13 protein-coding genes are annotated in these 13018 nt (G+C 34.3%); 9 read left to right on the forward strand and 4 right to left on the reverse strand.

Features of this window, described 5'->3' with window-relative positions; genetic code table 11:
* Positions 1-10 precede the first annotated feature (10 nt).
* Positions 11-565 (reverse strand): peptide-methionine (S)-S-oxide reductase MsrA, encoded by a 555-nt coding sequence (gene msrA, locus WBG21_RS00965; RefSeq protein ID WP_340073864.1) that lies wholly within the window; start codon positions 563-565, stop codon positions 11-13.
* Between the two features lie 125 nt (positions 566-690).
* On the opposite strand from msrA, the gene WBG21_RS00970 reads away from it, so the two are divergent.
* The 7 genes from WBG21_RS00970 to WBG21_RS01000 all read left to right on the forward strand — a co-directional run bounded on the left by WBG21_RS00970 (position 691) and on the right by WBG21_RS01000 (position 8858).
* Positions 691-3111 (forward strand): DUF5916 domain-containing protein, encoded by a 2421-nt coding sequence (locus WBG21_RS00970; protein WP_340073867.1) that lies wholly within the window; start codon positions 691-693, stop codon positions 3109-3111.
* Between the two features lie 53 nt (positions 3112-3164).
* Positions 3165-3824, forward strand: coding sequence for an ABC transporter ATP-binding protein (locus WBG21_RS00975; RefSeq protein ID WP_340073869.1), 660 nt, complete (start codon positions 3165-3167; stop codon positions 3822-3824).
* A gap of 3 nt (positions 3825-3827) precedes the next feature.
* Complete coding sequence (locus WBG21_RS00980; RefSeq protein ID WP_340073871.1) at positions 3828-4592, forward strand: TIGR02757 family protein; 765 nt, start codon at positions 3828-3830, stop codon at positions 4590-4592.
* 91 nt (positions 4593-4683) lie between these two features.
* Positions 4684-6606, forward strand: a complete 1923-nt coding sequence (locus WBG21_RS00985) for a BatA domain-containing protein (protein WP_340073873.1) — start codon at positions 4684-4686, stop codon at positions 6604-6606.
* On the forward strand, positions 6603-7859 hold the full coding sequence (locus WBG21_RS00990) for a dihydroorotase (RefSeq protein WP_340073875.1): 1257 nt from the start codon (positions 6603-6605) through the stop codon (positions 7857-7859). The genes WBG21_RS00985 and WBG21_RS00990 overlap by 4 nt, the downstream gene beginning before the upstream one ends.
* Positions 7860-7863: 4 nt before the next feature.
* Complete coding sequence (locus tag WBG21_RS00995; RefSeq protein ID WP_340073878.1) at positions 7864-8193, forward strand: hypothetical protein; 330 nt, start codon at positions 7864-7866, stop codon at positions 8191-8193.
* A complete protein-coding gene (locus WBG21_RS01000) occupies positions 8193-8858 on the forward strand; it encodes an alpha/beta hydrolase (protein ID WP_340073880.1) in 666 nt (221 codons plus the stop codon). Before WBG21_RS00995 ends, WBG21_RS01000 begins: the two co-directional genes overlap by 1 nt.
* 4 nt (positions 8859-8862) lie before the next feature.
* Here WBG21_RS01000 and WBG21_RS01005 read toward each other — a convergent pair whose 3' ends face one another.
* Together WBG21_RS01005 and WBG21_RS01010 are read right to left on the reverse strand one after the other, a co-directional pair.
* On the reverse strand, positions 8863-9360 hold the full coding sequence (locus WBG21_RS01005) for a hydrolase (protein WP_340073883.1): 498 nt from the start codon (positions 9358-9360) through the stop codon (positions 8863-8865).
* A 12-nt stretch (positions 9361-9372) separates the two neighbouring features.
* Positions 9373-10137, reverse strand: coding sequence for an MBL fold metallo-hydrolase (locus WBG21_RS01010; protein ID WP_340073885.1), 765 nt, complete (start codon positions 10135-10137; stop codon positions 9373-9375).
* Between the two features lie 88 nt (positions 10138-10225).
* Between WBG21_RS01010 and WBG21_RS01015 the strand changes: the two genes are divergently transcribed.
* Positions 10226-11686: a TonB-dependent receptor gene (locus tag WBG21_RS01015; protein WP_340073887.1), complete on the forward strand. Its 1461-nt coding sequence runs from the start codon at positions 10226-10228 to the stop codon at positions 11684-11686.
* Between the two features lies 1 nt (position 11687).
* Here WBG21_RS01015 and bcp read toward each other — a convergent pair whose 3' ends face one another.
* Positions 11688-12143, reverse strand: coding sequence for a thioredoxin-dependent thiol peroxidase (bcp, locus tag WBG21_RS01020; RefSeq protein ID WP_340073889.1), 456 nt, complete (start codon positions 12141-12143; stop codon positions 11688-11690).
* 45 nt (positions 12144-12188) lie between these two features.
* Here bcp and nth point away from each other — a divergent pair, with 45 nt between their 5' ends.
* Positions 12189-12851, forward strand: coding sequence for an endonuclease III (gene nth, locus WBG21_RS01025; RefSeq protein ID WP_340073891.1), 663 nt, complete (start codon positions 12189-12191; stop codon positions 12849-12851).
* The last annotated feature ends 167 nt before the right edge of the window (positions 12852-13018 follow it).

Below are 13018 nucleotides of genomic sequence, written 5' to 3' on the forward strand. Positions count from 1 at the left end.
GTGATCATTATCAAATTTTATTTTTTAATTTGTGGGTATATTTTTCATTCAATTTTTTCAGTTTGGGTTGAATTACTAATTGGCAATATGGTTGATTAATATGTTCATCATAATAATCTTGATGAACGTCTTCTGCCTCATAAAAAACAGTCAATGGCATTACTTCTGTAACTATATGTCTCTGAAATATCTTTTCCTTTTTCAGTTTATCAATAAACCCTAACGCACTTCTTCTTTGTGATTCATCTGTATAAAAAATAGCAGAGCGGTATTGCGTACCTATATCATTTCCTTGCCTATTTAATGTAGTGGGGTTATGTGTAGCAAAAAATACCTCTAAAAGTTCTTCATAGGCAATATCATCAGAACTATATGTAAGTTTGACAGCTTCAGCATGTCCGGTTTTACCGGTACATATTTCTCTATAGGCTGGGTTTTTAACATCACCTCCTGTATAACCTGAAGTTACGTTAGTCACCCCTTTCAATCTTTTAAAGACCGCTTCTGTACACCAAAAACAGCCTCCAGCAAAAACAGCTATATTATTATGTTCTTTTTTTTTCATATCATAATAATATGTCAAAGTTATGGAAATCTATTTTTTTTTAACTTTTACTTAAGACATTGAAAAATATAAGTCTTTTAGATTTGTCAATAATTCTTTTTGAGCCCTATAAATAACTTTAATTGATGCCCAACAAATTATTTACTTTCCTTTTATTAATAGTGACCTGTTTTATACACGCTCAAAATGAGAAAAAAACAATTCAGGCAACTCGCATAAATACGCCTCCCAAAATAGATGGGATTCTGAATGACTCAATCTGGCAAGTACTACCTGCTCATGGTGATTTCTCAATGTTTGCACCTGATAATGGTAAAAATGAACCTGAAACGCATCGCACAGAAATAAAAATGGCTTATGACGATAAAGCTGTTTATTTTGCGGCCTACATGTATGATGACAATCCGAATAATATCTTAAGGCAATTTAGCCAAAGAGATGACACTTCTGCCCAAGCAGACTTAATTGCTATCAATATAAACACGTTAAATGATGGTATCAATCAAACGGTTTTTTATGTCACAAGCGCCGGAACCATAGCAGATTCCCGGGTACAGAATGGCAATGAAGATTACAATTACAATGTAGTGTTTCAAGCCAATATATCATTTGACAATAAAGGCTGGTATGCTGAATTTAAAATCCCTTACAATGCGTTACGTTTTCCGGAAGTTGCTGTTCAAAACTGGGGAGTTAATTTTTTTAGAAAAATTATTCATCGTAATGAATCCTATACGTGGAATTATATAAATCGATCTGTCGGACTGTGGACACAATACAATGGTCTTGTAGAAAACCTAAAGGATATTGACCCTCCTTTTCGCCTTATTTTATTCCCTTTTACTCAAGGTACCGTAAGTAACTTTGATGGCGACACAGAAACGGATTTCAGTGCCGGTATGGATATTAAATATGGACTTAGTGATAGTTTTACTTTAGATGCTACATTGATACCTGATTTTGGACAGGCTGCTTTTGATAATGTGGCATTAAATTTGGGGCCTTTTGAACAAGTATTTTCTGAAAACAGGCAGTTTTTCACAGAAGGTATAGAATTGTTTAATAAAGGTGGATTATTTTTTAGCAGACGTGTAGGAGGTGCCCCTACCGGTAATGCTGACGATCTGCTTGAGGAAAATGAAGAAGTAATTGACAACCCAAGTAAAATTGACCTTTTAAACGCTCTGAAAATATCCGGTAGAACCAAAAACAATTTAGGCATTGGGTTTTTTAATGGAATTACTGCAGAAACAGAAGCAAAAATCCGTAATACAATTACTGGAGATACGCGCTCTGTTGTCATAGAACCTATAAGCAACTATAACATTTTTGTGCTAGATCAGCAATTCAATCAAAATTCATCCATAACACTCATCAACACCAACGTAACCCGTTCTGGAAGTTTCAGGGATGCCAATGTAACAGGATTATTATATGACATTTATAACAAGTCGAACTCATACCGTTTTGAAGGAGGTGCTAGGCTTAGTCGCATCAAAGAGAATGGAACGGTAACTACAGGATTACGCACCAATCTTGAATTTCAGAAAACAAAAGGAAATTTCAGATGGTTTTTAGGGCATTTCATGGCAGATGACAACTATGATAGTAATGATTTGGGTGTACTTTTTAGAAATAATTTTAACAATATATTTGGCCGTATCTCATACCAAATATTTAAGCCAACAAAAACATTTAATGAATACCGTATAGCTTTAAGAGCCAGTCACCGAAGGCTATTTAAACCTAGTGTAGTTACCCAAAATTTTTTGGATGCCGAGGCCTTTTTCGCTACACCAAAACGATTCAGTTTTGGCGCTAACATCCGGTATAACACAGAAGAAGATGATTATTTTGAACCCAGAGTAGATGGTCGTTTTGTTACCTTTAGTTCTAATGTGACTTTCGGAGGGTTTGTTTCTACTGATTACCGGAAAAAATTTGCATTCGATACTAATTTTCAATATTGGAACTGGTCCAAAGATCCTCAAACACGGTTTTCAGTATTTGTGTCACCACGTTACCGTTTCTCAGATAGCTTTTTGCTAGTATGGGGCACGCGTTATACGAAAAGTAATAAGAATTTTGGTTTTATCGAAAATATTGATGACGATGTGTTTTTAGGTCAACGCGATATTACAAGTATTGAAAATACATTGCAAGCAAGCTACAATTTTGATTCATACAAAGCTCTTAACTTACGATTTAGAAACTTCTGGAGTACTGCTGATTATAGTGATGATGTGTTTTTTATTTTAAATAATGATGGCTCTCGCTCACAAATTAATTATGATACTTCTGAAAATAACCCAAATACCAATTTTAATATCTGGAACCTCGATCTGAGCTTTAACTGGCGGTTTGCGCCCGGAAGTGAAGCAATTTTATTGTATCGAAATGCTATTTTCAATAATGACGACTTCTCCACATTAAATTATTCCGATAGCCTAAAGAATCTCTTTGAACAGCCTATTCGTCATACATTATCATTGCGAATTGTGTATTTCTTAGATGTGAACAATGTCAAAAATGCTTTCAAGGGATAATGTTTGTCACATCAATTTCTTATGTTTACCTTCACAGTCTCTAAGCATTCTGTATGATTATTGCAAAAAATATTCATAAATATTATGGTTCACTAGAGGTTCTCAAAGGTGTTGACCTTCAAATACAAAAAGGGGAGATTATTGCTATTGTGGGAGCTTCGGGAGCAGGGAAAACAACTTTATTGCAGATCTTAGGTACTCTGGATAAAATGACGCCTAAAGTAGATAGTTATCTGAAAATTGACGAAAGAGAACTCTCTAAACTTTCTGATAAAGAGTTGGCTAAGTTCAGAAATAAACATATTGGTTTTATCTTTCAATTTCATCAGCTTTTACCCGAGTTTACTGCAGTTGAAAATGTATGCATTCCTGCTTATATTAACAAAATCCCCAAGCAAGATGCTGAACAAAAAGCAAAAGAACTGCTTAATTTTTTAGGGCTCTCCGGTCGTTATCATCACAAACCTTCTGAGTTATCGGGGGGTGAACAACAACGGGTTGCTGTCGCACGCGCTTTAATAAATAACCCCACGGTCATTCTTGCTGATGAACCCAGTGGAAACTTGGATTCAGAAGCTGCTAACAATCTGCATAAACTCTTTTTTGAGTTACGGGACAAATACCAACAAACATTTGTTATTGTTACCCACAACCAAGAGCTTGCCAATATGGCTGACAGAAAATTAACCATAAAGGATGGCAAAATCATTTGATCTATGAATGTCGATCAACTTAAAGAGTTTTTAAATGTCAAAGTTGACGAATACAACCGCCCTAAATTCATAGCATCTGATCCTATCCAAATTCCACATCAATTCACCACAAAAGAAGCGATTGAGATTTCCGGTTTTCTAACGGCTACTATCGCATGGGGAAACCGAAAAAGCATTATAGCCAATGCACAAAAAATGATGCAACTCATGGGAAATGCTCCATACGATTTTGTTATGAGCCATAATCAAGTACAACTTGAAAGTGTTGAGCATTTTGTGCATAGAACGTTTAACGGAATTGACCTCATATGTTTTATTAAAGGGCTTCGCCATATCTACATGAACCATGGTGGTCTGGAAAGAGTATTCAATACATATGCTAAAAAGAATTCATTGCAAGTTGCTATTTCTAAGTTTAAGGCACACTTTTTTGAAATCCCATATCTAAAAAGAAACACAAAACATATCTCAGACCCACTTAAGGGGTCTGCAGCAAAACGGATTAACATGTTTTTGCGGTGGATGGTACGCAACGATAATAGCGGTGTCGATTTTGGTATATGGAAAACACTCTCCCCTGCTCAACTTTCTTGTCCTTTGGATGTTCACTCCGGAAACATTGCGCGAAAATTAGGATTGTTAACACGGGTACAAAATGATGCCAAGGCAGTTGCCGAGTTAGATAATAGTTTAAGAGAGTTAGATCCCTTAGACCCTGTTAAATATGACTTTGCACTTTTTGGATTGGGAGCTTTTGAAAAATTCTAATAATCTCAAACAAGGTAAGTTCTCAAAATTTTCTTAATTCATCATTGGTTAGTTTCTGAATCTTTTATCTTTGATAAATTTTAGATTAGGAATGCAATTCAAATATCCGGAAATTCTATGGTTACTTTTATTACTTATTATTCCTATTCTTATCCATCTTTTTCAGCTTAGAAAATTTAAAAAAACACCTTTTACAAATGTAAAGTTGTTAAAAGAGATTGTTTTACAAACCAGAAAAAGTGCCCAACTTAAAAAATGGCTAGTGTTGGTTACCCGTCTTCTGATACTTACTGCCATTATTTTTGCATTTTCTCAGCCCTTTATCGCAAACAGATCAGCATTTAATACAGACGAGATTGTTATATATCTTGATAATTCTTTTAGCATGCAATTAAAAGGCTCTAAGGGTGAATTATATAATAGAGCGGTGCAAGAATTAATCAATAATGTTCCGGAGAGTGAAGAAATAAGCTTGTTTACAAATACGGATAAATATGACAAAGTAACCATAAAAGCTATTCAAAATGAACTGTTACAACCTGATTATTCTTCAATTCAACTAGACCTCAACGAAATCTACTTGAGGGCCAAAGGTATTTTTTCCGGTGATCCGAATTCACGAAAAAACCTTATTATTATCTCTGATTTTCAAGAACGAGACAGTACCCCTACAATTAGCGATACATTACTAAATAATATCTTTATCCGCTTAAATCCTGTAAGTACTCAAAACAGTTATATTGACAGTGTCTATATTTCAAAAGCAACTTCCACTACTATAGATATGACAGTACGTTTGAAAAAGACAGGAAAAGAATCAGCAGTGACATCAGTATCATTGTATAATAATCAGAATTTAACAGCAAAGACAGCCGTTGATTTTGGTGAAAGCAATGAAAATAGTGTCATTTTCAATATCCCTTCAAATCAGGTTTTTAATGGAGAAGTCCGAATCGAAGATACTGGTTTACAGTACGACAACAGTCTCTTTTTTGTTATAAACGCTCCTGAAAAAATAAATGTTCTGTCAATAAACGAAGTAACGGATAATTTTTTAAAACGCATATTCACTCCGGATGAGTTTGTATATACTTCCTTTTCTCCTAATGATGTAAATTATAGTTTATTTCAAAATCAAAACCTTATTGTTCTAAACGAACTGAACAACATTCCTAACCCACTTAGCATAGCGCTTAATCAATTTGTAAATAATGATGGAGGGAATATTATTGTAATCCCCTCAAGCAACATTGAACTGAACAATTATAACCAGTTTTTCCGTTCATTTGCATTAAATGGCTTTGATAGTCTAATCATGAATGAGAGGCGTATTTCTCAAATTCAATTTTCGCACCCTGTATACGAAGATGTGTTTGATAAAGAAATCCAAAATTTTCAATACCCTAAAGTCAATACCTATTATTCAATGTTAGGTACCTATGCTTTTTTATTGGGTTATGAAAATGATATGCCTTTTCTTCTTGAAAAAAATGGGATATATGTATTTACTGCTTCACTCAGCGATGAAAATTCTAACTTCAAGAATGCACCTTTAATTGTTCCTACATTTTATAGCATTGCTAAGAAAAGTTATAATTTGCCTGAATTATATTATGAAATAGGGAGACAAAACCGGATTGATATAAAAACGGTCCTCTTAGATGATGAAATAGTCACTATAGAAAATGAAAACGGTGCGTTTATCCCTTTACAACAAACTTATCCAAACAAAGTGGAAGTTATTATGGATGAATATCCTTCTATATCAGGAATCTATACGGCAAAAAATAGTACTAAAGTTATTCAGAACCTTGCTTTTAATTATCCCAGGACAGAAAGCAATTTAACTTATTATACCCTTTTTTTGAATGATAAAAACAATACAGATACTATTCAAGATGTATTTAATGCTATAAAAACAAAGCGTGATATAAATGCGCTTTGGAAATGGTTTGTTATTTTTGCCTTAGTTTTTTTGATTATCGAAATGCTTATCTTAAAATATTTTAAATGACAGTGCTATTAAAATCTGCTAAAATTATTTGTCCAAATAATACTGCATTTCATAATAAAACAAAAGATATTCTTATTGAAAATGGCATTATTGCCCAGATTGCAGACCGTATAGAAAAACCCAATGTTAAAACTATTCAACTCGATAATCTACATGTTTCTGCCGGTTGGTTTGATAGTAGTGTGTCTTTCGGTGAACCCGGACATGAGGATAGAGAAACAATTAAAAATGGACTCCAGACAGCTGCTAAAAGTGGTTTTACAGATGTAATTGTAAACCCAAATACGACTCCTGTTATAGACTCTAATGCAGATATCTCGTTTTTGAAATCTGCTGCAAATGGGAATAAGACTAGATTACATCCTTCAGGTGCATTGACTATGAAAAGCGAAGGAATTGACCTCGCAGAGCTATTTGATATGAAAAATGCCGGGGCTGTGGCATTTAATGATTATCAAAAACCTATTAAAAATGCCAATCTCCTGAAAATAGCCTTGTTGTATACTCAGAGTTTTGATGGCTTGGTATATTCCTTCCCACAAGATAACAGTATTGCTACAAATGGTGTGATGAATGAAGGAGACATTGCAGCACAAATAGGTTTAAAAGGCATTCCTGCTATGGCAGAAGAATTACAAGTAGTTCGTGATTTGTCCATTCTTGAGTACACCGGGGGAAAACTTCATATTCCTACTATATCAACAGCAGGAGCTGTAAAACTTATTAAAGAGGCTAAGAAAAAAGGATTAGATGTTTCCTGTAGCGTAGCTGTTCATAACCTGTTTTTTACAGATGAGAAATTGAAGGAATTTGATACTAGTTACAAAGTTTTACCTCCACTACGCACAAAAATAGATGTTAAAGCACTAATTAAAGGGCTGGATGATGAAACTATTGATTTTGTGACAAGTGATCATAACCCAATTGATATTGAACACAAAAAAGTAGAGTTTGAATATGCTTTATACGGATCTATAGGCCTCGAAAGTTTTTTTGGGGCGCTTAACAGGCTTGTGGGAACAGAGAAAGCTATTTACTTGTTAACAAAAGGAAGAAAAAGGTTTGGAATCCAAGAACCAGAGTTAAAAGAAGGGAGCACTGCTTCTTTAACGCTATTTAACCCTGAAATGTCATATATCTTCAACAAAGAGCATATTTACTCTTCTTCTGCCAATAGTGTTTTTTTAACGGCTTCTTTGAAGGGAATAGTGTATGGCATATTTTCAAATAATCAGTTGCTACTCAATCAATAATCCTATGCAAAACCTAACGTATAAAAAAGGGAAAACTACTGCAATTGTAAGTTACATTACCATTATAGGAACGCTCATTGCCATATTCATGAACTTAGAGCCAAAAAATGATTTTGCCCGATTCCATATCCGGCAAGCATTTGGTGTCCATATTTCTTTTTATGCTATTGGATTTATGATAAGTATGTTTAATAGCTGGTTTATTTCGTCAGCTTTTTATATTATCATTATAACTCTATGGATATATGGGTTCTCCGGAGCAGTTCAAGAAAGAAAAACATTGATTCCCTTATTGGGAAATTCATTTCAAAAATGGTTTAGCTTTATTCAATAATGCAAAAACACGCACTCTCATTAGAACATATTATTAGAAAGTCAAGTGTTACTGACAGAAAGCCTCCTGTATTGTTTATGCTCCATGGTTATGGAAGCAATGAAGATGACCTGTTTTCTTTTGCGGGAGAGTTACCTGAAGAGCTTTTCATTATCTCGGTTCGGGCTCCATATCGTTTAATGCCTTATGGTTATGCATGGTATGCTATTCATTTTGATGCTACAGAAGGAAAATGGAGCGATCATGCGCAGGCAATAAAATCAAGAGATTTAATTGTTTCTTTTATTGATGAAGCTATTGAGGCTTATTCACTCGATAAAAAAAATGTGACATTATTGGGTTTTAGTCAAGGAACCATATTAAGTTATGCAGTGGCATTGTCATACCCGGAAAAGGTAAACAATATAATTGCCTTGAGCGGCTATATAAATGAAGCTATTTTAGTAGCTAATTATAAATCCAAAAATCATACTCATATAAATGTATATAGCTCTCATGGGAGTGTTGATCAAGTAATTCCAGTAGCATGGGCCCAAAAAGCTCCTGAATTATTGAAAACACTGTCTATCAATACTATATATGAAGAGTTCCCTGTAGGCCATGGGGTATCCCCTCAAAACTTTTATGCGCTACAAAAATGGTTGAACAAACAGCTTATGTTTTAATCTGTCAATAATACATTGGGTATAGAAGGTGGTCCAATAATATAAATTTGATGTCTTTACTTTCTTTTATTTCATATTTTATAAATAGCTCCCCCCAGTGTTTTCCATCACTAAAATCAGCAATAATCCATTTGTGGTTAAGCACTTTTATTTTATTTATTTTCATGGGCTGCCCTGTCATTCCTTCATAAGGGATCAAAGGATTATTTCCACTACGTTCATTTGTTTCTAGCAAACGATCACGGATATAGTTGGATAAATCAGGAATTTGCATATCATCATAATAAGAAAGTGCATCATCATTATTTTGAAGGTCAAAATACTGTAAATCAAGTTTTTCTAATAATAATCCTTGTGCGGAGTCTTTTAGTTTTAAAACTTTATCTTCTAAGGCTTTAATCTTCTTTTCTTTGGATTTAAAATAATTTCTAGAATTCGTGTACTGAAATAAAATAAAGAGTACTGAGAAAAAGAACAAATACATAAATATTCTACTACGCATGTTTCTATTTTTTTAAATATGAACAGTTAAGTTATCATATGCCAGATAAACGTTCTCAGGAAGCATTTCTTCTACTTCGGAATGAAAACCCATCAAATGGCTGATATGTGTAAAATAAGCCTTCTTAGGTTGTATTATTTCTACAAATTTCAATGCTTCCTTTAAATTAAAATGCGAATGGTGTGCTTCTTCACGGAGCGCATTTACCACTAACACCTCTACTCCAATAAGCTTATCTATTTCTTCTTCTCTAATTGTTTTCACATCCGTTAAATAGGCAAAATTATCAAATCGGTAACCAAAAACCTGTAACCGGTTATGCATGGCATTGATGGGGATTACATTTAAATTTCCTAACCTAAACGGTTCATTATTTCGTACTTCATGTTCTTGCACGGCCGGAGCTCCGGGATATCTGTGCTCACTAAGGAATATATAATCAAAACGTCTTTTTAGTTCTTTGAGAACACGTTTATGGGCATAAATGGGGATATCACCTTGCCGAAAGAAAAAAGGCCGGATATCATCCAGTCCTGCAGTGTGGTCAGCGTGTTCATGCGTAAAAACAATTCCGTCAATTTTAGAAACATTTGATATAAGCATCTGTTGCCTGAAGTCGGGGCCACAATCTATAACATATGTATAACAATCCCATGTTATCAATACAGAAACCCTTAAACGTCTATCCCTGGGATCATTACTTAAACATACTGGATGTGTACTGCCAATAACAGGGATTCCTTGTGATGTTCCCGTACCTAAGAAAGTAACTTCCAAATCTGGTGGTTTTAATTCAAATTTATGACTAATTTATGGATTTCAACCACGTTTCTTATTAACTTTGCAGTAAATAAATCCTTTCTCAATGGCCACCGTTTTATCAGGAGATAAAGAGTTTGAAAATGTCCCCTCTACCCTATCAAAAGCTTTACGTATAAATCTAAATGAACACATTTATGGTACTTTTTCTGAAATAGGGGCCGGACAAGAAGTAGCGCGCCATTTTTTTCGTGCAGGTGGAGCTTCTGGAACAGTGGCAAAAACAATGAGTGCTTACGATAAGGATTTTAGTGACGCTATTTATGGTATTGAGAATGATAAACGATATGTAACGGAAAACCGTCTGAAACGTATGCTCTCCCATGAAATGGAATTGATTGAACAGCGTATTTCCAGAAAAAAACATCCTGAAAAATTATTCTTTACATATGCTAATACAGTAGCAACCATCGATTTCGCAAAAAAATATAAAGGCCATGGTTGGATGGGCATTCGTTTTCAGGTAGCTCCTGGTGAAGCATATAATGATATTATCCTTCATATGAGGTTTCATCAAAATGAAGCACGGTTGCAACAAGAAACTGTAGGTATTATGGGAGTAAACCTTATCTATGGTGCCTTTTATAAATATAATAGTCCCAAAAAATTGCTCCGTTATCTCTATGATCATATAGATAAAGACATTGTAGAGATTGATACTATAAATTTTTCAGGTCCTAGATTTGCTGAAATAGACAATAGATTGATGAGCTTGCAGCTTGTTAAAAATGGCATGACCGAAGCAGTTATGTTTGGTTCTGATGGAAATAATATCCTTCCGGCAAGAGTACTCTACAAAAAAAATATCTTAGCGCTTCGGGGAAGTTTCAGACCGGTAACAAAAGTTAATATGGATATGTATAAAAAGTCCTATGACATATTCATACGTGAAAACAAAGTTGAAGAAGACAAAACAATAGTCATTTTTGAGATTACATTATCCAATTTAAAAGCAGAAGGAGAAATAGACGAACAAGACTTCATGGATAGAGCTGAACTGTTATGTTCTTTAGGTCAAAAGGTAATGATCTCAAATTTTAAGGAATACTACCGAGTAGTAGACTACTTCTCTAATTATACAAAAGAGCGAATGGCATTGACGATGGGGATAAATAATTTGATAGAAATTTTTGATGAAAAGTATTATCGTCATCTAAGTGGTGGGATTCTTGAAGCATTTGGTAAATTGTTCTACAAAGATTTAAAGGTCTACCTATACCCAATGGTAGATCCTGAAACAGGTGCACTCATTACCAGCAATAATCTAAAAGTACACCCAAGAATGAAAGAGCTTTATAAGTTCTTCAAGTACAATGGGAAATTAATTGATATCTTTGATTATGACCCAAATATTCTCCATATTTTCTCACGAGAAGTTTTAGCCTTGCTGGCCGAAGGCAAAGACGGTTGGGAAGAAATGCTTCCAGAAGGTATTGCTGAACTTATCAAGAAGAAAGGTTTATTCGGCTATGCCCCCAAACAAAAAATTGAAAAAATACAAGGGTAAACTATTTATCTAATATTTGGGCAGCATGATCTTTGGTTTTAACCTTATCAATAACCCGTTCCACTGCCCCTTTCTCATTTATTAAAAAAGTCATTCGGTGAATACCATCATATTCCTTGCCCATAAACTTCTTGCGTCCCCATACACCAAATGTATTAATAACTGTTTTGTCCTCATCAGCTAATAGGGGAAATGGAAAATCATACTTATTTTTGAAATTTAATTGTTGTTTTTCAGAATCAGCACTCACTCCCAGAAGGTAATATCCTTCATCTTGAAGTACTTTATAATTATCACGAAGATTACATGCCTCTGCTGTACAGCCTGGTGTATTTGCTTTTGGGTAAAAGAAAACTATTAACTTTTTTCCTTTGTAATCTGACAATGATACAGTATTTCCTTCTTGGTCTTTTGAAGTGAATGGAGATACCTGATCTCCTACTTTTAATGTCTTCATAGTCAATTTTTAATTTAATTACTTTTGCATCTAAAATAATCAAAAATGACCAAAACGGAAAAAGTTTATTTTGTAATTGACACATTGGAGCAACTTTATCCCAAGGTTCCAATTCCATTAAACCATAAAGATCCTTATACTCTACTAATAGCCGTATTGTTATCAGCCCAGAGTACCGATGTAAGGGTTAATCAAATAACCCCTATACTATTTTCAAAAGCAGATACCCCTCAAAAAATGATTCAATTGTCAAAAGAGGAGATCAGGGATATTATCAAGCCTGTTGGGTTATCCCCTATGAAATCTAAAGGCATCTATGAACTCTCTCATATTCTTATCGATAAATACAATGGGAAAGTACCTGCCGATATGGAAGCACTAGAATCTTTACCTGCTGTTGGGCATAAAACAGCCAGTGTGGTAATGTCACAAGCTTTTGGAATTCCAGCCTTTCCGGTCGATACACATATCCACCGGTTAATGTACCGATGGGGGCTTTCTAATGGGAAAAATGTTGTCCAAACAGAAAAAGATGCAAAACGGTTATTCCCAAAAGAAAAATGGAATAAACTGCATCTTCAAATAATCTGGTATGGTAGAGAATATTCCCCTGCAAGAGGTTGGGATTTAGATCAAGATATCATCACCAAAAAAATAGGAAGGAAAACGGTTATTGACATTTACTTAAAAAATAAAAAAGCCCGTTAGCTGAACGGACTTTTTCACAAAGTTTAGTTGAGAAGCGTTTCAAACTTCATTCTCTTGTACTTAATAACACTTAAAGCCTTTGAATAACTTAGCAAATATTCAATGGTTTCTTTTCTGGGTTTCAATTTTTTTAGTTCTAATGAACATTTTTCGGTGTAAAGTTTTGC

The sequence above is a fragment of the Leptobacterium meishanense genome, assembly GCF_037645805.1.
Lineage (GTDB): Bacteria > Bacteroidota > Bacteroidia > Flavobacteriales > Flavobacteriaceae > Leptobacterium_A > Leptobacterium_A meishanense.

What these genes read in the sequence shown, in the direction of transcription:
- msrA (WP_340073864.1), bottom strand. Translation starts at nt 565, where the DNA reads ATGAAAAAAAAAGAACATAATAATATAGCTGTTTTTGCTGGAGGCTGT.
- WBG21_RS00970 (WP_340073867.1), top strand. Translation starts at nt 691, where the DNA reads ATGCCCAACAAATTATTTACTTTCCTTTTATTAATAGTGACCTGTTTT.
- WBG21_RS00975 (WP_340073869.1), top strand. Translation starts at nt 3,165, where the DNA reads ATGATTATTGCAAAAAATATTCATAAATATTATGGTTCACTAGAGGTT.
- WBG21_RS00980 (WP_340073871.1), top strand. Translation starts at nt 3,828, where the DNA reads ATGAATGTCGATCAACTTAAAGAGTTTTTAAATGTCAAAGTTGACGAA.
- WBG21_RS00985 (WP_340073873.1), top strand. Translation starts at nt 4,684, where the DNA reads ATGCAATTCAAATATCCGGAAATTCTATGGTTACTTTTATTACTTATT.
- WBG21_RS00990 (WP_340073875.1), top strand. Translation starts at nt 6,603, where the DNA reads ATGACAGTGCTATTAAAATCTGCTAAAATTATTTGTCCAAATAATACT.
- WBG21_RS00995 (WP_340073878.1), top strand. Translation starts at nt 7,864, where the DNA reads ATGCAAAACCTAACGTATAAAAAAGGGAAAACTACTGCAATTGTAAGT.
- WBG21_RS01000 (WP_340073880.1), top strand. Translation starts at nt 8,193, where the DNA reads ATGCAAAAACACGCACTCTCATTAGAACATATTATTAGAAAGTCAAGT.
- WBG21_RS01005 (WP_340073883.1), bottom strand. Translation starts at nt 9,360, where the DNA reads ATGCGTAGTAGAATATTTATGTATTTGTTCTTTTTCTCAGTACTCTTT.
- WBG21_RS01015 (WP_340073887.1), top strand. Translation starts at nt 10,226, where the DNA reads ATGGCCACCGTTTTATCAGGAGATAAAGAGTTTGAAAATGTCCCCTCT.
- bcp (WP_340073889.1), bottom strand. Translation starts at nt 12,143, where the DNA reads ATGAAGACATTAAAAGTAGGAGATCAGGTATCTCCATTCACTTCAAAA.
- nth (WP_340073891.1), top strand. Translation starts at nt 12,189, where the DNA reads ATGACCAAAACGGAAAAAGTTTATTTTGTAATTGACACATTGGAGCAA.